The organism is Bacteroidota bacterium, from assembly GCA_018266835.1.
Classification (GTDB): domain Bacteria; phylum Bacteroidota; class Ignavibacteria; order Tepidaquicellales; family Tepidaquicellaceae; genus JAFDZO01.
On record JAFDZP010000006.1, the window covers coordinates 194,620 to 216,283 of the forward strand.

The window sequence follows — 21,664 nt, forward strand, 5'->3', positions numbered from 1 at the left end:
GCTCAAACCAATTATTAAGTAGTTTTTATTTGTTAGCAGAATTATTTGAAACTATTACATTCGAGACATTTTTTGTTTGTAAGATGTTGTCACCAGATTTACCATCTAAATTAATTACATTTGCACTTACCACAACATTCTTCACATAATCCAGAAGGATAGAGTGTTTATAGCTATTTTTATTTTCTGTCAATCTTTGCTCAAATAGATTTCCGGTAATTGTTATTCCGTTAAAATGTTGATCACCATTTCCCTTTTCAAATTTTATCATTGAATATTCTTCATCTGAATCTAAATTTTCCGAGCGTATGAGATTGTTTGAAATGTTAATATTGTTTCCACGGAAAGCATCATCATCGTTATCAACTCTCGAAAGAATAATTGCCTCTGCTCTGGCATTTTCAAAAATATTGTTAGAAATAATAGTTGAATTTAATCCAAGCTCTGTGACCAAATTGTGAAGTGGTTGATCATTTGATCCGGGAGTGCCATTACAGTGATTGCCAATTATTCTAAATGGTCCACCGCTTACTCTAATATTGGCATTCTTTGAACCTATATTGTTATTAATAATCCAGGTATCATAGTTTCTTTCGTTTATATCAATTCCAAATACATCTGAATCCTCACTCACAACATTTAAATCGTTGTATTGAATTATATTCAACATCCCATCAATACCTTCATCTGATGGCCGTATTCTAATACCGGACTTCTTCATATTGATCATTCGAATTCTTTCAAATGTTGATTGTTTAAAACTTCCGTTAATACCACATCCTTCGCATTCTTCTCCATTAATTAGAAAATTACTTAAACGTACATAACTGGATTGACCATTTGAAACAAAACAATCTACAGCAGTTTTCAAATTTAATTTTGTCTGCTGCATACTAGCTCCGGATATTTCCAGACAATCGTACAATTTTATCGAATCATTTATATCGTAATCTCCGGCCATCAAAAATATTGAACCTGTACAATATGATTCATTATTTCTTAGTTTATCGATTGCTGAGTTTATTGTTGCGGATGCATTTCCTAAAGTACAGATGGCATCTGCCTTAGTTTTTAGAAAGTCTGGTGTGTTTGGTGCTGCGATTGTATAAAACATAAATAAGGGGGTTAATTTTTAAAAAATACTCACATCGTTAGAAGATTATATCCTAATGCTTCCATTTTAGTATAAACCTGTTCGCCGGCAACTCCATCAACCTTTAACTTATTGTCCAATTGAAATTTTCTTAAACTTTCATCAGTCTGTTCTCCAAAAAACATATCATCCTGATTTACACGGTATCCAAGCTTAGCCAATGCAATTTTTAAATTCATTACGTAATGGTTTTCAATTCCGTATGCAAGCATAGGATATTTTCCGGACTTATAATTAAGTACATATTCCCGCATAGCATTTTGTAAACTTACAGGAATACCTTGTATATGACCGGCATCCCAAGTGCCTATAACATATAATCCTAAATTAACTGCTTCATTTCTTAGCAAAGTGTATTCTTTAGCTTCACCTTTTTCTATAATTTTTCCATTAGAATCTAAACAAAGAATGTCCTGAGCAATACCGTAATAATGCATTCCATTTGTTTTAATTGATGAATGATGACTCTGGAAAGCTTTAATTTGATTTACAGCAGATCTGAATGTTTCCATTCTTTTAATTCGACCACCTTTTTCTTGAATAATTTCAGATAACTTCTCTATTTTCTCTCCAAATAGCGGTTCTAATAATGAGGTGTCTGTTACCAGTGAATCAGACATAAACTCTTTAGATTTTTTAATCACATTATAAAAGTGTTCTGCTATATTGGTAAAATAAGTTGGAGTTAACATAATTTTTTTTATTAAATTTAAAAAAATATTTTAAAATGAAAATTTTTTAGACCTTGCATTACCTTATTTATTTTTTGCTTCAGGAAATTTAAATCCAAGATAAGTTCCTGAACTGATTCCCATTAAACCGAGTAAAGTTGGATCAAAATCAGGCATGGATAAATCTTTCCATGTATTGTATATAAAAATGAAACCCAAAACAATTGTCCAAACAGCAATTTGAAATCTGTTAAAAGCAATAGATCCGTCTGAATCTGTCAGCATGTCCATTATAAATCCTCTGCTTTCTCGAGCTTTAGTAGGAAAAATAGTTTGAGATTTTATAATAGATATTTCCGTAAATCTTGTTGTTTTTTCTTCCCTTTCTTTTTTTAGTTCTTCCATGTTTATCGGTTGGGGACTCTGATTTTCAATATTTGTAATTTCTTTAATTCTGTCCTCAAGAGTTTTAGCTTCAGCATTAAGTTTATTTAGATTTTCAATTGGAGCAATATTATTTTGTTGATTTAGAACTGTTGCTCCTAAAGCAGTTACAGAGCTTATACCTATTAAAACAAGTACGGAAGAGGTTAGCACTGGAGGATCTGTAAGAATTAGAAAAAGTATCAGATAAAAGCTTATAACAATACAAAACCAGAAAGCCATTTGACAATACGCCAAACTATAAGGAATGCTTACTGGACGATTAAATTGTGGAACATTTTCACAGAGAATACCTTTTGTTTTACTAAGCCAAAGTAATATCAGAATTATAGAAATTATAAATCCAATAGCTGTGTAAAATTTCCATTTCTTAATTACAATAAATGAAAATTTCCCAGCATCTTTATGAATTGGTATAGCGTCTCCATTTTCAAGGCCAACGCTAATCATCACATTTTTATGAAGTGATGTTGGGCTTCTGAACACTGTATACCAAGTTTCATATCCGGGTTCTTTCCTGTCTAAGTTGAATTTTAATTTATTTATGTCGCCACCAGGATAAATTGCATATAATTTTTTAACCGGCATGTTATCGATAAAAAGAATTATACCTAAGCTATTTCTTTTTGCAGCATCTAAAAGTGCCGGCAAGTTTTCGACTTCTATAAAAATACAATCTCCTACACCCGCATCATTTTTTTCTCCGTCAACATTGTATACTTTTTTTACAAAAGCAGTCTTTGAAGGCTCATTTATTGGTTCCGTTTCATTAATAGCTTCAGTTTTTTTAATTGGGTCGTCAATTTTAGCATCTTTTATTTTATCAGTTGAGAATATTTCAGCAGGTATCTTTTTTATCGTTGTATCAATTACTGTTTTAGTTTTTTGAGATATTGAATTTGAAGAACCGCCTTTAGTCGGAATTTGTGTAAATGCAAATGTAGGGCTTATTATAGTACTATACGAAAATAAAAATATGATATATATTATTTTTTTTGTCATAACATTTGAATTAATTATTTTTGTTAATTAATTATTGTACCATTAGCATTTATTGATTGAGATAAGTCCCAATTATTATTGGCGATTTGTTCTTTAAAACATTCGGTACGATATACCGTTTTATGCAATATTTTTTTTGAATGATTTTTTAACCAATTATGTCTTGCATTAACATATTGAGTAATCCAGGTTTTCTCGTTTCCACCTTTTGAAGGTGGTACTTCAGGAAATTGACTTCTTATATCTGGTCTTATACTGCCGGAGTGAACATAACTATCGTAAATTACTAACATGCTTAAAGGTAATGTAAATCCGTTATCGGTAAAAAAATCAGCCGCTTTTTTATAATAAATTTTATCAAAGAACTCATCTTGTGTTGAATGCATAATCGAGTCTGCGCCTGCTTTTTTAAGTAGGTTTATGAAAGCAATATTGGAAGCTAAAGGAGTTTTACCAATTTTTCCGACGTATGAATGAAATTCATCTGCGAATTCCCCACCATTGTCAATATACATTTGAATAAGAATTTTTAGATTACCCTGTTCCGTTGTTTGATGTTTACCATAAGTTATTTGTTTTGAATTTTCGGCTCCATCGTTCATTACAACTACAGAGGCATAGTCACCTTGAATTTTTCCAGTTTCAAATACACTTAATACCTGCCAGATTTTATTTTTTTGTTCTTCTGAAATCATAAATATTAACTTTATTTTAATAAATAATTTTTATGTTTTTTACCTATCCAGATATCGATAGTTGGTTTGCCGTCAGCATTTCCTTCGCTATCTTCTACAGCTTTATATAAAAAAGTCATCGTCATTTGATTTAACTCATAAAATCCTTTTTCATCTTGCGCTCTTTGTATTAATGGTAGATAAGTTCCAGTGTTAACGTACATCTGAACGTTATTTTTAGAATCGGAATTAAAAGTGTCTTGTCTTTCAATATGTGTATGCCCATAAATGAAATAATTTATTCCTGGATTATTTTTCGCATCTTGTATTGCTCCTTTATATAAATCATCTTCGAATTCTCCATTTGAACCACATAAATCACTGAAAAAATTTGCTATGTTTAGCCAATCGCGTAATCCTTCAAAACTACTAAATGGAAGATCCTGTGCAAATTTGAAAAGATGATATTTATGTTTTTGTGCTAATTTTGAATTAACTAATGCCGATATTTGACCTTTAAGAATTTTTATTAACTTATCTTTTGTAGCTGGGTCAGGACTGTTCTTTACTTCGTCAGTTTCTCCAAGTAAGGACAAATATTCCAGGCCAAGACTTAAAGGTCGCACATTATTGACCTCTTTAACTTTATCTGTTAAGACTTTTTGATTTAGTTTGTCCACCTGAAAAACAGTACCTGACATCAATTCAGCCGTAATTACTTCGCCAAAAGTCTGTACTGTATAAACATTGAATTTTGCATCCTTTCCTGAAAACCTGCCTATTCCATCAAATTTTTTAATTCCATTATCATCGATATTCAATTCTTCTTTGAATAACTCAAAGCCATGGTTAATAGAATCATATTCATGCCCATGCCTGGCTATTACACCATAGTTAGGGTCTATTACCCAATTTGAGAATGTTATATTATCAATTCCGAAAAAGCTTTTAATCATTTTTTCTAATACCGGGAAATTATTTATTGCTCTATCATGATTACCAATTACGTAAGTTATTTTTAGAGGCATGAGTTCATTAATTTCCTGAATAGTATTCCTTAGTGCTTTGGCACTATCACTATCAAATATTCTATTTAATATGTTTATAAAATGCTGCTTAACTATACCTGTTTCATTCATAGCAGTGTAGCGACTTAAGTCTCCATTCCATGGCCTTTCTATATAATTGGTAGTTTTTGAATACCAGTAATCTGTCCTTACAAAATCAAAAATGTCTCCGAGAAGGACCAGATGAAATTCAACAAGATTTTTACCACTCTGATTTATTCTCCCTTTAAGTTCTTCTTTTAATACTTTACTAAACGCCGTAGGGTGCGGGTTGGTAGAGGTTGATTCATCCGAGATGTGTAAATCACTTATTATTACGAGCATGATTTATATTTTTTAGATTAATAAATTTGAATTTAATTTTTATACCTAACGCCAGCCTTCCCTTAAAACCCTGATTGCATTTTCACCAAGAATTTTTCTTATATCTTCTTCGCTTATTCCGACCTCCAATAATGCCTTCGTTATTTTCGGCATGTCCAAAATATCAGGAATATCATCGGGCGGATCAGTAAATCCGTCTAAGTCTGTTCCTATAGAAACATTATCATAAGAGCCCGTAACATGTTTGACATGTTGGATGGAATCAACAATTGATTGAATGCCAAAGCGGGTATTACTGCCTGAGGGATCTTCATATCCGGTTAATAAATAATTATTAAAGATGATTCCTATTGTACCATTACACATTTGTATTTTTTTTATTTCATCGTCTGTAACATTAAGCTGAATATCATGCATTGAGGTGAAAAATTCTAAACCTGTATGGGAAAAAACCAATGGTCTTTTATTATCACCTCTATCATCGTTAATTTTAAATATTTCTTTTCTTGCCTCTCTTGTACAATGAACCATATCCACAATCATTCCTTTATCCAACATATGCGAAATAACATCAGGACCCTTCTCGTATAAACCCTTTTCATTATCATAACTATATTTGAAATTCATCAAATTGCTCATAGATGGTGGAAACCCTATCACTGACTCAGTAATATCATTTCTAAAAAAGTGTCCCACAGTCATTAAGCATACACCTTCATCTAAAAATGAATCGATTCTTTCTATCATTGGAGCCGATCCGCTATTAAATCTTCCGAGGCTATGTCCCCCTTCTATCGAATGCAAAACTATTTTTGAATCAATTGCTAAAGCATTTTCAAATTCAGCAACGTTTTTCGGAATTCTAATATATTTATATGTATCATTAATTTTATTTACCTGGTCTTCAAAATTTTTCAAAATATCCTTAGTCTGGAGATAAGCATATGAAGGATCCCCTATTTTTTCAACTCCGGAAACCACTCTATCGAAGAAAAGACTTAGTAAAGGTTTTAGCAAGCATACAGTATCACTAAACTCAAGAAATCCGTATTCAGGAAGGTATATGCTCGATAAAATAACATCCATTCCACCCGAAACCATTTTAGGGTAAGTAACCTGAGTGGTGAAAGGATCAAATCCTGTACTTCTTTGAGGATGATCAGGATTATTTCTTTCGATAAAATGCGCCCCAAATAAGTGCATCTTTAAACTTGGGTGACAATGAATATCAACTATTTTGCAATTCTCATGAAACGCTTTTAATTCTTTATCATTCATTTGAATTTTTGTTTAATTTTAATAAAGAGATAACTTTTGTATTTAATTTGAAGAATTTAAGTTTGGTATGTTCATTGATGGAAGCAGAAAATGAAAAGGGATACAATAAATAGAGAATAAACATCTTATACTGTCTCAAATGAGATGTATTCATCAGAAGCTTTATTGTGTATTGGATTTTTCCTAGGGCTGTTGGTAAAGATCTTAATTTAGAGAGTTTGTTAGGTTTTGTATATGTGAATTGAGCAAAACCTATTTGCGAAACAACAAGCAATAGAATACTTGTAGTAATAGTAAAGGAAATACTGAGCACTCGGTATTTAGATTGAGAGGCTGATATCGTAAAATTGTTTACGACAAAGGAATAACTCGGAATAGAGTTCATAAACTTTCAGGGGAAAAGATTAATTAAAATTCATTCCAAATTAGGAACGAACTTTGGGATTTAATGAATCTTAAAGTTTATAGTATCGAATTATGTTAGTGGTATAGCGAAATACAAAAAGCATAAAAATTTTTCATCCGCCAGGAAGAAAAAATTTTTACCGTTTCGCCATCAACGGTTAGTTGTTTACCCTTCTAAATCAAAGGGTTGAAGTGAGAGTGAAAATTATTATTTTTTTATATTATGTCAAGTGGAAATTACATAATTTATTAAAAAATTACACTCACCTATTGGCAAGTAAGCAATTCAATTATTTTTTTAAAAAAAATAAAAATTTATATTAATAATTGGAATTTATAGTTGCTAATTCATCAAATTTAAATCAATTTTCTATAATTCAAAGAAAAAAGTAAATATAACAAATTAATTTAAGGTTATTATACAGAAAGAACATTTAAAAAATATTAAACTTACTTTACTCAACTTGAGCTTCTTTTGGTTTCCAAATAATTGAAGCGACAACAGCTATAATTAATGCAATAGCAACTATAATTAATGAAATTGGCGATGGTATATGGAATACAGGTACAATTACCATCTTTATCCCGATAAAAGATAAAATAAAAGCTAAGCCATATTTTAAATATGCGAATAAATGCATAAAATTTGCTAATAGAAAATATAATGATCTCAAACCAAGAATTGCAAATATATTAGAGGAGTAAAGTATAAACGGATCTCTGGAAACAGTAAAAATTGCAGGAATCGAATCAACAGCAAACAAAACATCTGTAACTTCAATTACACCAACAACAAGGAGTAACAATGTAGCTACTCTTTTCCCATTATCGAATGTAAAAAAACTGCTACCATGGTATTTTTCACTTACAGAGAAAAACATTTTTATTATTTTAATACCCCAACTATTTGAGAAATCTTTTTCTTCGTCATCATCTGCCCCAATTGATTTTACACCGGCATAAATTAAAAACAAACCAAATAATGTTAAAATGATATTAAGTTCTTTAATCAATACACCAAACAAAGTAAAATCGGGTAAATAAGTGAAATTAATAATCTGAGCACCGGAAAAAATGAAAATAGCTCTTAGAACAATCGCACCTAAAATACCCCAATAAAGAACTTTATGATGGTATTCATTTGGTACTTTGAAAAAATTAAAAATTAAAATGAATACGAATAGATTGTCTACTGATAGTGCTTTCTCAATTAAAAAAGCTGTATAGAATTCGGATGATTTTTCTACACCTAAAAAAAGGTAAATGAATAATCCAAAAATCATTGCTAAACCAATCCATACAAAACTCCAAACAACTGCTTCCTTGTTAGATATCTTATGTATTTTCTTATTGAAAACTCCCAGATCAAGCGTAAGCATGATAAATATTAACAATATAAAGCTTCCAATGAAATAAGGATTAACTATCATTATTTATTAAATAAAATTATTGAATAAGTTATATTAAGAATTTATCTCAGTAATAAATTTTATTATTCTGATAATACTAATTCGACTCTTCTGTTTTTTGCTCTCCCTTCAGGTGTATCATTTGAACCAATTGGATTTTCAGTTCCTTTACCAAAAGAAGTAATTCTATCTGATTTAATCCCTTTGCGGACTAAATATTTTTTAAACACAATTGCTCTCTTCTCAGACAAAGATTGATTAATATTAAGTTTTCCGTCACTACTTGAAAATCCATATATAGCTAATTTATAAGATGAATTTTTCTGCATTTGAGATATAATGTCTTTCACTATACTATGGTTTATTGAAATTGGAGAGGAAGAACTACTATTAAAGAACGCAGGAATTTTATTCTTCGAGTTATCAGAGCTTTTTGTATAAGTATCTTTGGATTTTTTTTCTGACTCTATCTTATTTTCAACTTTATTTTTTTGTGATTTTAAATCAGGACTAGAATTTTTATCATTAGTATTAGAATTTGTATTATCTGATTTTGTGTCGTTTGATTTTGTATTATTAACTTCTTTTTCTTTAAAACTATTTTTGTTGAGATTAGAATCAGTAGAATTTTTACTTGAAGTGATTTCTTTATCATTATTTAACTTATCTGTTTTATTTTCATCTCCGTTAGTATTTTTTCTGTCCTGAGTATTTTGTTTTTCTGTATTATTTACCACTGATTTATCTGAACTATTTTTATTTGAAAAATACCAAACTCCAATTATAATCAATATAATTGCAAAAATTCCTAAAGGAAATAAACTGCTCTTTTTTTTAGGAGATTGACTAATAGGAGAAGTTTCGTATTTATTTTGTTGAATAGGAGAATCTGAATTTTTCGATTTGGAAAGGTCAAATTTATTATTGTCCTTTCCACTTTTATTGAGATCAAATGACATAATGATTGATTAAAGTTTAAGTATAAATATCGACTAAAGTTTGAAGACTATTTTGATGCCCTCTTCCCATGGCTTCAAATTCCCATGAGCTTCCTGCTCTGTATAACCTACCGAATTCAATTGCATCTTCACTTCCAAATTTTTCTTTTAATTGATACTTTGCAATTTCTTCACCAGTTAAATCATTAACAATACGTATATAGCAATCGTCTACCATTCCGAAATTTAAATCTAGAGTTCGTTTGTCTTTATTGTTATCATGCGGATATTTACAAATTGTAACACAAATAATTATTTGTTGTATTTTTTGATTTACTTTATTTAAATTAATAATCATATCCTCGTCGTCGTCTCCATCACTCCTTTTACCATCTGGATCATCAATTGCCCCTAAAATGGATTTATCTTCAGTAATTGGTCGAAACAATCCTTTCTCATGTTCATCTTCTATTCCATTTCCCATTTTAACCTGTCCATAAAAGACAAAATAACTATCTGATAAAATTTTATAAGTATCATCGATGGCAAATGCAGAAACATCTAAATCAAAATCTGGTCCTCCCGGCTGATCATTAGGATCCCACCCTAAACCAATTCTTACTTTTGTTAATCCAGGTGCTGCTTTGGAGAGGTCAAACCTCTCACCTTTTGATAAGTTAAATCCCATATTTTTTTTATTTATATTTAATTATAAAGATTAACTAGTGTAGATAGACCTCCTGAAAATGCATCTCCCATTGCTTCGAAATTCCATTCTTTTTCTGAACGATACAATCTTCCAATTAATAATGAATCAGAATCAGAATACTGTTCGGTCAATGAAAATCTGCATATTTCAGCGCCGTTTAATTTATTATATATTCGTATAAAAGCATTGTTAACATTACCAAAATTATGACCTCGTGCTTCGGATTCATATATAGTTACCGTAAATAATATTTGTACAATTTTCTCATCAACCTTTGATAAATCAATATTGATAACTTCATCATCACCATCTCCATCTCCATCGCGATTATCTCCCATATGATTAATTGAATTATCCTCACTATTTAGATTATTATAGAAAACAAAAAAACCTTCACCAGGAATTTTATTGTTTTCGCCAAGCATGAATAATGAAACATCACAATCTACTGGTTGTCCATTTATTTCTTTTGAATCCCACCCCAGACCTGCAACTATATTGCGTAGTCCCGGATTTTGTTTAGTAAGATCGATTGGTTTTTTCTTTTCTAATATAATTGCCATAATAAATTTTCTTAATTTTAAGTTATTTTTTTTTTACACTTGATGGTAAAGGTGGAACTGTAGGTATTTTATTTACTACTTTTTTGATTTCATTATTAGAAATTACCTTCTCTTCTTTCTTGGGAATATTTAATGGTGGAGGAAGTATTTTCTTAACGCTATTAGATTTCAAATCCTTAACTGCTTTGATATTGTTAGGTAACGGTGGAGGAGCAATACGAGGATTTTTAGAATTATCAGTTTTAATAGTTTTTGGTAACGGTGGCATTGCTGGTATGGAAACAATTGTTTCAGTTTCTTTTGAACCTGATGAAACTTTTATCTTTATTTCGATCTCTGTTGAAGATGTATCACTTCCTGCTTGGTATTCTGTTTTGGGAGCGATTTCAAATATTCCTTTAGACAGAAGTTGAGAAAAATTAGAGTATGGCTTAACAACTTTACTTGCACCATAGTTTTTTTCAAAAAACAGCACAAATTCTTTTGATGAGAGAACATCCCCATTCAATATTATTTTTTCTGTTCTGGCCAGATTTGAATACTTTGAAATGAATAATTCGAATTTATTTTTAATAAAAAGAAAAGTGGCAGAGGACATATTTTCAAGATCACGTAAATCAATAATGACTCTTGTAGAAGGAGAATCAGTTAACTCAATTATTTTATCCAGCTCATTGTAATAAAAATCATTCAAATATGACCTTGCCTTAACATGAAATTTTTTTATTTCATTTTCCAATAACATCTCATCTCCAAGTATCCTGGAGTATACTTTCTTGGCAGCAGTTACAACTAAAAGTCTTGATAAATCTCCTACTCTGTGATCCACACCTTTTCCAATAAGTACTTCGCTTTGCTTTTTTAGTATTTGATTGCTGTATTCAATATAATTTAGGTATAAATCGCCAAAGTAAGTTTCAACAAGTGATAAATTGACTTTATTGGGTATCATTCCTTTCTTCACAAGAATCGCAAGAAAAGCTTCATAATAATCTATTTCACGGACAACAAAATCGTTATTTTCAAAATAATTTTTTATAATTTCTTTTACTTTATAATCGATACCCGGCACAAAGGAAATGTTCAATAATATTTTTGTATCTTCATCAAAGTCACTAAAAACACTCATTCTATTTCTGAAATTCATTTTAATCTGTTCTAAAATGTCACTTAGTAAATCAATAGAAGACCATTCGTAATCAAACCTATTAAAAGTCTTTTTGTTGTTAGAAATTAAGTCGTAGAAATTACCAAAAACCATTTTATCGTTTGCTTCATATCTTTCCTTTGCTGAATCATCATTTATTATTTTATTACTACTTAGATAAAAATATAATAAATTTTTATCTGTACCGTTAATTTGTAAGATTTCCCATAAATTCTCATTTGGATTAATTGAGCAAATAAAATAATCTTCAAAAAATGTAATAGTTAACGCAGTATTCATTCTAACTTAATTTCCAAATAATTTAGGAGTAAGGATTGTATCTAAAAAGCACATACTTTCCAAAATAATAACCGGTGTTTCAAAATCAAATTCTTGTGAACGTTTGGCTAATTGAAATTCAGGAATATTTTCAATATATGCTTTAAGTCGCATATTATTTATGTCCTGCTCAATTGTAGGTAAATTAAATCCAAAGTACTCTTTACTAAAACTGTAAAAGATTTTGGCAAACTCACTAAACCTTTTAAATTCTTTAGGTGTCGAGAATTGATTTCCAAAATTTTTCATATAATTAGGTTCAACCGAATCTAGTTGATCGATTATGGCACCATTGTATGCATATCCTTCTTCACCAATTAGCTCACTAATTTGTTCAGATGTAGTGTGAATGTCATTATATCTTGAAAGTCCGAATGAAACTTCCGCTTTAACATACTTTGAATCGGAGTATCTTATTTCGAAATATTTTATATCTTCTAAAGCCTTATTTCCATAACCCGCAATGAAGCAAGTTTCATAATAACTCTTTGCTGCTTGCGTATTCATTGCCCTTAACCAATCAAACATTCTGCCACCTTTTCCAAAACAACCAATCATAATTTGATCAAATGAAGCCAAGTAATCAGCAGGATTTTCATCTCTTGTCGTTTTTATTTTATATGCTAATTGACCTGCATAAAACATAATTAATCCCGTCATAAAAGAATTCACTGTAAATAATTCCGGACAATCAGCTGCCAAGTTTTGATAAAATTCATTTAAATCCTCTTCATTAGTAAGATAGTCAACTATTAAATTATAGTAATATGTAGAGGTATTGTTGTTTAATCTTTCAGGTGGAACAGTTATTCCATGAATATGCAAATCTTTTTTGCGACAAAAAGATTTTAACACGTCTTGAAATTTTTTGGACTTACTTGTTGAATCTGCCAATCTTCCTGCCGCAAATTTTATTGAACTTTGCTTAATTAAAGTATCTTTAAAATCATCAGGAATTTTGGAATTTCTATCCTTTTTTGTAGAAATGCAGAGAATATCTGTTGTTGAACCACCAACATCAAAACCAATTATTAAACCAGTTCCTCCAGTTTGAAATCCAACTCCCAAGGCATGCTTACAGACAGAGGCAGCTTCAGTTTCAGCTTTCAAGTCTAAGTTATTTAAATTACCTTGACCTGAACCAAAACCATTAGCGCTTTTAAATGGAGAAGAGGTAAAACTACCTCCGAAACCAGTATTCAGACTCGAAACTTGCTCAAATGAACCGGAAAATTGGGCGACTTTTGCATTATTATATTGAACACCTGAATTATCAATTGATTTGAGAGGATTAACTTGTCCAACTTCATTCCATAAAATTCCATATTTTAGTAGAATTTGCTTATTCATTGATGATGGATAAGCCCATACTAGTGATTCAGGAAATTTCTCAATATCTAATAATTCTGCATATGTTTTCAACCAAAGTAACTTAAGCAGACCTTGTTTATATGCGTTTTCTTTTTCATCGCTACTCCATTTCATATTAAATTTAATATGACTGGGTTGGTTATCAAATTTCAAAGTATAAGTAGTTTCAGCACTTGCTTCTACTGGTATATTTTTTTCGAATACCGGAAAGCCGCCTTTTACTTCACGCTTAAGAATAATTTTCGGATCTTCTTCGATTTGCTTTACTCTTCTTTCATCATGAATCATAACCATTGATTTAATCTGATTACTTTGAATTTCTTCATTTTGAAAGAAAAAAACTTCATTAGGCATCGCTGCTAGTTTTGTATTACTTGGAGAATCAATACCTAATAGAAATCTTCTTCTATTTTTAAATTTAATTAAGGCTGGTTGACCACCTTGCTCTGCAAAGCTGATACAAGTATTGTTACTTCCGAAGTCAAAACCGACACGAGCTGGATTAAGAGTAGTTTTAAGAGAACGATAATCTTTTAAGGAATTAGGATTCCCAGAGGTAATATTTTTAAATACTAAGTATCCCGCTAGTTTATTATTAATTTGAAACTCAACTCCTTTATAAGGATCATTACTCTCATATATCTCATACTTTAAATCCGTCGATCCTAATTTATTAACATCATATTCTATTAGTAATTCAGCATTGTCATTACTAAGTAATTTTTTACCGTTAACTGCAATTTTTTTAAAACGATAGCTTCCATCAGTGATAATAGTTTGCAAAGAAAAATCATTTTTATTTGCTCGTAATGGAAATGCCTTTATATCAGTATTGTTATGAGGTATTTCAGAATAAAGATAGTATTTGTTCCATATTTTAGAAACAAAATCCGGCCAACAAATTATTTTTTGACCATTTATTTTAATTGGATTTTGATAATTTTTTGTAAACGATGTTGTATTTCCATTTACATCAACTTGTAAAGTTATTTGCAGGCTTTTGTTAGACATTTCATAAACAGCAGATAACTGAGATTTTACATTTCCTCCAATTTGCAATAAGCCTTCAATTTCGTCTTGAAAAATCATAAGACCTTTTTCTGAAAGGGGTAATGTAAAATACTTATCACCCTTATCAGAATATGCTTTTAACATGTGTACACCTGTTAAATTAACATCGGAAGGATAATCAAAAATAATTTCTGCTACTGTGGCTGAATCAGGATCAAGAAGAAGCTCTCCCAGTTCCACTTCTATAGCCCCTTCTATTTCTGCTGAATTTAAATTTGAATATATTATTCCGTTTTTTCCAAAGAGAGTTGTTTGATAATTGAATAATCTATCAAAAGGAGCTTTAAATTTATTCAAGTTAGGTACAACGGCATTTTCATCGATTTTATATTCCTTACTTGCTGCATATTGTTTTATTTCTGTTAACCAATTATTAAGAAAAACTGAAATTCGCATTACATCAGGCTTTAACTTAATAAACTGATTTCTGTAGTTATCAATAGAATTTTCAATATGCTTTACATATACATATAATTTTTCTACATCTTCAAAAGATAAATTACTTTTCAACGGATCGGTAAACTTCTTTGTTAATTGGCTATAAAATCCTTTATTGATATTAATATTGTATACTGGCGCTGTAAATAACAATGATTCAGGAGATGTAGCCCCGATAACAATCCCATTATATCTAATTACATTGATAAATGGATTAACTTTCTTCGAAGAGTCCTCTAGTTCAGATTGATCACACCACATTTCTTTTTCTTCAAACAGCATATTTCCAAAGGCCCCTTTGGGTTCATATATATTTGAAGTTTCATCTAAATTCTTATTATCTGAATAATGCAAAGAAATTTTTTCCACTGAAATAGGTTGATTATCCAAGGCTATACATGCAATCAATCCTTTCCATTCATTTTGTAGTGTTTTGTAAAAAGCCATTAAACCACTTAACTCACCATCATTCTGCCCAACATAATTTATAGCATACTTAAACATAGCAGACCTTGCAAACGGAGTTGGAATACCAGAAATTAGTTTGCTAAGCTCATCACTATTTTCTATGTTGACTTCCTGTGTTACAATTCCGCTTATAAATACTTCCTTATTCTGCAATTTATTCCAAATAAATTCAGAACCGGGGGCTTGTGAAGCCTTTGTAGTAATAACAATTGGTTTTAAGTTTTTTTTGTCTGACATAAAATTTTATACCTTATCTCCCATAATATTAAATAATTTAGTAAGAGTATTATAAGTATGTGCTAAAAATTTTTCGTTATCCCTTTCCACTTTTTGATTTTGCGAATCAGGTCTTACTTTAGTATCTGTCTGGATAGTTTCTCGAAATGCTTCATATGGATTTCTATCTTTCGCTTTAATTGAAAATTTATGATTTGCAAATTGATGAGCCTCATCATCAAATAATTTTCCAAAGTGAAACTCCTTTAATTTATTTTGTTCCATACTAAACGAATCAGAATTAAATAAAAAAGGACCATCAACAGATTGCCGTACTTGAAAAATCCATCCGGGGATAACATTACTTTTATCATCATAAAAAAATGCAAACGATTTAATAAAATCATCTATATCCTTCGTTTCTTCATCTGGCAAGTGAATATAATCAGGAATATTATTTTTCTTAAATTGATTTACTAGATTTCTTGTACCATTTTGTCCCACGAAAGCACCTTTTTCTGAATTTAGAATTATATGTGATAAAGCGATAAATGAACCTAACTTATTCATATATTCTTTCGATTTATCAGCTCCTAAAAAATCTTGGAATTCGAAATAAAATGAATTATTAAGGAAATTTGCCGACTTGTATACAATCTCTTGTTGTTCATCTGATTGTGGTAAATTAAAAAAATCATAAACTGCACAGGCGCTAAGTAACTCTGTAACATGACTTGGATTTTTCTGTTCTCCTCCTCCGGTAATTGTTTTATTAGAATTATCCCCTTGAGAAAAATTAATTTTTTTAGGCCACCCAATATGATACATCCTCTTATAAGTTGAATTTACGGTTTTATCGTCTTGATAAAACATTAAAGCAGCTTGGCTATTTCTTGAAAAATTATTAGAATCTGCTATTATTTTTTGTTCTTTTTTTTGATTTCCATCAGGTACATTAAAGTTGAAATATTCTGTTAACAGACTACATGCAAACATAGCTTTTGGATGAATCTCAGCATTTTTGTCTTTTATTCTAATAGCGTCACGCAGTGCTTTAGGAATAATAGGAATTGATGAAGCTCCGGTACCTCCAAAAACTGATCCAAGAATAAATACTCGAGCATTTTCTCCGGCTTGATAAATCTTATCAAGAAACTCAGAAATTTCTCTATCCTCTTTCCGAGTTTTGCCATCTTTAACATTTCTTGCTGCCTCAATAATACAATGGTACATTAAATGTGAACCTAAATGAGTCTGTGCACGATACCCATGATCTAAATTAAATCCTTGAACTTCCTTATCGAAAAAGAGATCCGATAATGCCCTGTTTTCTCTTTTAACCTCATCTTTTCCGACATTAAGATTACTTATCAACTCATATGTCAATCGACTCCCCGAATATTCTGGGGCAAATTTATATAAATTTAATTTAGCTGTGAAAAAAGAGTTAGCAGTTGGTTTCCCTTGTTTCCCCCCTTTAATCCTTATATATCTATCTATTAATTGTTCGCTCCTCCCCTTATTTCCGTTATTCGTATCAGTATCAATAGACAGAATATCGATTTCTTTATTATCAAACATTCCAATAGCACATAGATGAGTGAATGCTTCAATACATCTCATTCCTGTGCCTCCAATTCCAATTATGAAATATTTATCAGACATTTTAGCTTATTTTGGGTTTTATTATTTTTTTGATGGGAACCAATTTCCTATTTTACCAGTAGAGAACATTTTACTCATTACAAATCCTACAATTAAAAAAGTAGCAAGTGCTATAGCCGACCCAATAAGACTTGTTGTCTGAAACTTACTATACAAATTAGGAGAAATTGTAGGCGTAACAAGAAATTTATTGTACAAATAAAAACTACTAAAACTAATTATCATCAAAATCCAAAACCAACGTCTCCTTTTACCTGGATCCTTAGGATTTGCACCTCCTTCAAATTTAATTACATTAGATATTATAGCAGCAATAATTACCATAACTAATCCTACTATAGCACCAATGATATATGTTTGAATGGATAATGAATCTAGATCTTGCGGCGTGCGTACAGATACTAATTTTCCACACGAAGAAACAACTTGCGTCGTTATGAAAAGTAAAAAGATGTAAAATGCATTAAAGATTCTTGATTTCACTTTTTATTATTATTTTTATTTAGTTATTAAAATATAGTAAGTATATATAGCCGTAGCATTATTTTTTTTAGTTACTCTTTGCATTGCTTCTTTAATACTTGAAAGAAGTGATGTCACATCAAAGCCCCTCGAATCCCTCCATTGTAAGACTTTTTCAATATCAGGATCTAAAAACAGATTCCCCTTATTCACTACTATATCAACTTGAAACAAAGTAGTATTATTTACCCCGACAAAGTCCTTACTCAATTTTAAACCTACTTGTTTATTTTCTTTATTGTAAACGATATCAAACATCCCATTTAAAACTTCTGAAGTTTGGTAATCAAACTTTATTGGTTCGTTTTTTACTATTTTTTTCTCCCCAGTTTCCTCGTTTTTTTCAATCTCTGGTGGCTGCTGAGTTGTGTATTGATAAAAAGCACTCCAAGTTGATGTTACATCGTACACATTCAAACTTAACTTTGCTTCTGGGTAATTGGTCATATTATTTTCAAATAATAAACCTTTTATAAGCCTTTTATCCTTTTGATCTTCGTTAGTAATAAAATCCAATAAATCTTTATTAATTAACTCATAGTATTCATATTTATTTTTGAAACTGTTAAAAAATTGAGTGGGAGCTAAAGAACTTGTTAAACCTCCGTTTTCTTTGTTATAATTTTCCTGCTTAATGTTATATTCTTCAGTAGCAAATGAAAAATGGTAAAAGTCATCAGGTATATTTTTGAAATTACTTTCATACATTCTTGATTGCAACGAAGAGTTATCTTTTGTATTTGTTAACCCTTTCGGTGTAAATAATATGGTATATACATATTGTTCCTGCTTTTCTTTTGGAGAAACCCAAAAGTTATCTCTACTAAACTTTTTAGCGTATATATCAATTTCATTTCCATCAGAAAGCCATGATTCAAATTGAGTAATTGCCCAGGGTGAAATATCTATTTGAGATTTAAAAATTTTACCGTTTTGAGTTATCTCAAGAATTTTTTCAGGATTTTTCACAAGTTCAAAATCTGTGATAAATACCGAACTATTTTTTTTATTTTCAATTATCTGATTTATTGGTTCATCAAGCTTAGACATCTGATCTTTATAATTGCTTAAATTCCAAGGTACATATGGTGCTGTGGTGATATCAACTTCAGCCGGACTTGATGCTCCAACTTTATAATATTTAGTACTTGGAAAATTAACCATACGTAGTAGCTCGTTCATAAATGGTTCATTTGATTTAATAGCTTCGTACATTCCCGATGAATAGTCAATATAAACATCAATTCTTTTATCAACACTATCTGTCGTAATAGGATGAATGTATTTACTTTGTAGATCAGTCAATTTAGCCTGATCAATTGGTGGTAATTTCGAACCACAACCACTAATTATAAAGAAAACACAAACCACAGATAGAATTAGAAATAGATTATATAATTTTTTATTATTTACATTCTTCATTTAAACTATATATTTACTTTAATAAAGTTGAATCGTTTACCAATTCTTCAAAAGTAGATTTTGATTGATTATAAATATCTTTAACGTCTTCTTTAAAGTCGCCAATATTTTTTTTTATTTTTAAAGCATTATATTTTCCAACGAGTTTATTAAACTTATTTTTTTCAGAGGGGCTCATTGTATCTTTCCAATTAAGATATTGTTCATTAGTGAATTCATCAAAAGTATAATCTGCATTAATCCAATCTGACTCAGTATATTCTTTAAAATTAGTTTCAGTTTCTGTAACAAAATTTTCAAAATTACTCACAAAAGACTCCTTACTATCTCGGTTACAAGAGGTTGTCATTAGTAATACTACGAAAAAAAACAACAAGTGAAAATTTTTACACATTCTTATTAATATAATCTTCAAGATTTTTCGGAATAGATTTGGAACGATTTTTAAGTGTTTTTAAAAGTTCTTTTTCAACTGGATCAATTTTTCCATCTGATTCTATATGTTTCAATAGCCAATCTGCTTCTTTTTCATCCACGTTATCCGGTGAATTTTCATCTTGAAGTAAGAAAGAACAAATTCCATCAATAAATAACTCAGACCACGAAGTATGATTATTTGCTGAAGAGAATTTATTATTTATATAGAATAAAAAATTTGCTTCATCTGAATCAATTTTTCCATCTTCAAAAATTAGTTCCCTAATTTCTTTTACATCATCAAGTCCAATACTAGAATTAGATATTAATTTATTTTTTAAATCGAGTAAATTTGTCATAAGAATAAGATTAAGGTTAAAAAAATTTATACATTTATTATTTAACAATACCCGAAACAATTGGTAAGCTAGAAATATTTTTCAGTTATTTTGGCGAAATAGAAAAGAATATTACTTGACTGAGATTTTCCAAAAAACATGCAATTTAAAAATTCAAATTAGTAAGTAACTTCTCTGACAAAAATCATTTACAGTATTTAGTTATTAATTAACTATAGTCTATTTTAAAATTTTATTTATGTATTTCAGTTCTTCTAAAGATTTACTTAGTAATTTTTGGTTAGCTTCAAATAATTCAGATTGGAAATCAGGACAGGTTATTTTAGAAAATTTCCTTCTCAATTTTTTGAAAATTTTTACGTTAGCTTCATTTTGTATTTTATAACCAAGTATTGAATTAGTCTTCTCTTTATTATTATCATAATCCGTATTATTATCATAACCCGTACGCGAATTGTTGTTCCTACCATAAGTTTCATTTAAAATTTTCTCAATTGGAATATTTAATAAAACCGCGATTTCAAAAAATCTGTTTACTGAAGGAAGGCTTAAATTATTTTCATATTTATATAATAATTGAGAAGAAATGTTTAATAATTGAGCTAATTCAGATTGGCTTAGTTGTAAATTGCTACGATATGATTTTATTAAATGACCTAAATTAATTTGCTGGGGCTTCATTTATAGGAATAGGTTAAAAATTAATATGATATCTATGTATATTTTATTTTTATTTGAAGATTAATCAATACAAATTTAGTTAGTATTAATTTAATAGTAAATAACGCGAAAGTTTGTTTTTTCTTCGAGATTTTTTAAACCAACAGTTTAAATCCAAGATCTATTTTAATTTTCTTTATTTTAATTTTCTTGTATAAATTAAATTATTTTAAATTCGGTTAAATATTAAAGAGATTGTTTTTCAGAAGTATAAAATTATAGATCAATAGTGTTCTAATAATCTTAAAATGAGGCTGAACATTCCAAAAAATGTAATGTTAGGAACTATGGGAGAAATATATGAAAATAAATAAGGATGTGCTGAGAAAAAAAAACTCATTTGTTGGTGAAATCGATAATAAAACAAATTAATTTAAACAGATATCGTATTTTTTGGGTTATTTTTGGACATTTTTATATTTTCTCTGTTGGTTAGTAAAAGAAGATATATTAAATTTTTTGAAGAGTATATTTAAAGTTATCAATAATTCCTAAGTATCTACAGATAAATAAAAACTTAAAACAAATTTGATTAAAATATTTGAATGCAATTATAAAATTTATGTAAATAATACCCTTAATATTGAATATTATATAATAAATAATATATTTTACAATAAGTTTATAATTTAGTTTTAGAATAAGTGTTTTTACACAAATCAAAGAAGGGTTATTTACTTTTAATTATCTAAACATGAACACGTGATAACTTAAAATTATCAATTACACTTAAAGTAAAATTAAATTTATTAGGTTTATTAATTATTAACACTTGGATTATAAAAAATGAGTTAAGGAAGTTTTTCCCTAACTCATTTAATTTTAGACCTATATAATATTTTTATAATTATTACTTCACAAGCACCATTCTT

The 21,664-nt window shown here is 29.4% G+C and carries 18 protein-coding genes; all 18 read right to left on the reverse strand.

Annotated features, from left to right (window positions below; all coding sequences use genetic code 11):
• Positions 1 to 25: 25 nt before the first annotated feature.
• Complete coding sequence (locus JST55_16480; GenBank protein ID MBS1495104.1) at positions 26 to 1,114, reverse strand: hypothetical protein; 1,089 nt, start codon at positions 1,112 to 1,114, stop codon at positions 26 to 28.
• A gap of 29 nt (positions 1,115 to 1,143) precedes the next feature.
• Positions 1,144 to 1,845 carry a peptidoglycan-binding protein gene (locus tag JST55_16485; protein MBS1495105.1) on the reverse strand — a complete coding sequence of 234 codons (702 nt, stop codon included), beginning with the start codon at positions 1,843 to 1,845 and terminating at the stop codon, positions 1,144 to 1,146.
• Positions 1,846 to 1,908: 63 nt separating this feature from the next.
• Positions 1,909 to 3,270 carry a hypothetical protein gene (locus JST55_16490; GenBank protein MBS1495106.1) on the reverse strand — a complete coding sequence of 454 codons (1,362 nt, stop codon included), beginning with the start codon at positions 3,268 to 3,270 and terminating at the stop codon, positions 1,909 to 1,911.
• A 23-nt stretch (positions 3,271 to 3,293) separates the two neighbouring features.
• Positions 3,294 to 3,965, reverse strand: coding sequence for a chitosanase (locus JST55_16495; GenBank protein MBS1495107.1), 672 nt, complete (start codon positions 3,963 to 3,965; stop codon positions 3,294 to 3,296).
• A gap of 11 nt (positions 3,966 to 3,976) precedes the next feature.
• Positions 3,977 to 5,335, reverse strand: coding sequence for a hypothetical protein (locus JST55_16500; protein ID MBS1495108.1), 1,359 nt, complete (start codon positions 5,333 to 5,335; stop codon positions 3,977 to 3,979).
• Between the two features lie 45 nt (positions 5,336 to 5,380).
• Positions 5,381 to 6,613, reverse strand: a complete 1,233-nt coding sequence (locus JST55_16505; protein MBS1495109.1) for a membrane dipeptidase — start codon at positions 6,611 to 6,613, stop codon at positions 5,381 to 5,383.
• An 860-nt stretch (positions 6,614 to 7,473) separates the two neighbouring features.
• Complete coding sequence (locus tag JST55_16510) at positions 7,474 to 8,448, reverse strand: TerC/Alx family metal homeostasis membrane protein (GenBank protein MBS1495110.1); 975 nt, start codon at positions 8,446 to 8,448, stop codon at positions 7,474 to 7,476.
• 62 nt (positions 8,449 to 8,510) lie between these two features.
• Complete coding sequence (locus tag JST55_16515) at positions 8,511 to 9,386, reverse strand: OmpA family protein (GenBank protein ID MBS1495111.1); 876 nt, start codon at positions 9,384 to 9,386, stop codon at positions 8,511 to 8,513.
• Positions 9,387 to 9,402: 16 nt separating this feature from the next.
• Positions 9,403 to 10,053: a TerD family protein gene (locus JST55_16520; GenBank protein MBS1495112.1), complete on the reverse strand. Its 651-nt coding sequence runs from the start codon at positions 10,051 to 10,053 to the stop codon at positions 9,403 to 9,405.
• Between the two features lie 17 nt (positions 10,054 to 10,070).
• Complete coding sequence (locus JST55_16525; GenBank protein MBS1495113.1) at positions 10,071 to 10,637, reverse strand: TerD family protein; 567 nt, start codon at positions 10,635 to 10,637, stop codon at positions 10,071 to 10,073.
• A 22-nt stretch (positions 10,638 to 10,659) separates the two neighbouring features.
• Complete coding sequence (locus tag JST55_16530) at positions 10,660 to 12,084, reverse strand: hypothetical protein (GenBank protein ID MBS1495114.1); 1,425 nt, start codon at positions 12,082 to 12,084, stop codon at positions 10,660 to 10,662.
• Between the two features lie 6 nt (positions 12,085 to 12,090).
• The gene (locus tag JST55_16535) at positions 12,091 to 15,708 is read right to left on the reverse strand and encodes a hypothetical protein (protein ID MBS1495115.1); all 3,618 of its coding nucleotides are present in this window, start codon (positions 15,706 to 15,708) and stop codon (positions 12,091 to 12,093) included.
• Positions 15,709 to 15,714: 6 nt separating this feature from the next.
• On the reverse strand, positions 15,715 to 17,352 hold the full coding sequence (locus JST55_16540) for a hypothetical protein (GenBank protein ID MBS1495116.1): 1,638 nt from the start codon (positions 17,350 to 17,352) through the stop codon (positions 15,715 to 15,717).
• 21 nt (positions 17,353 to 17,373) lie between these two features.
• Positions 17,374 to 17,835 (reverse strand): hypothetical protein, encoded by a 462-nt coding sequence (locus tag JST55_16545; protein ID MBS1495117.1) that lies wholly within the window; start codon positions 17,833 to 17,835, stop codon positions 17,374 to 17,376.
• A gap of 15 nt (positions 17,836 to 17,850) precedes the next feature.
• Positions 17,851 to 19,296: a hypothetical protein gene (locus tag JST55_16550; GenBank protein ID MBS1495118.1), complete on the reverse strand. Its 1,446-nt coding sequence runs from the start codon at positions 19,294 to 19,296 to the stop codon at positions 17,851 to 17,853.
• Between the two features lie 13 nt (positions 19,297 to 19,309).
• A complete protein-coding gene (locus tag JST55_16555) occupies positions 19,310 to 19,606 on the reverse strand; it encodes a hypothetical protein (protein MBS1495119.1) in 297 nt (98 codons plus the stop codon).
• Positions 19,607 to 19,682: 76 nt separating this feature from the next.
• A complete protein-coding gene (locus tag JST55_16560; GenBank protein MBS1495120.1) occupies positions 19,683 to 20,072 on the reverse strand; it encodes a TerB family tellurite resistance protein in 390 nt (129 codons plus the stop codon).
• Between the two features lie 219 nt (positions 20,073 to 20,291).
• Positions 20,292 to 20,753, reverse strand: coding sequence for a helix-turn-helix transcriptional regulator (locus JST55_16565; GenBank protein MBS1495121.1), 462 nt, complete (start codon positions 20,751 to 20,753; stop codon positions 20,292 to 20,294).
• Positions 20,754 to 21,664: the final 911 nt, after the last annotated feature.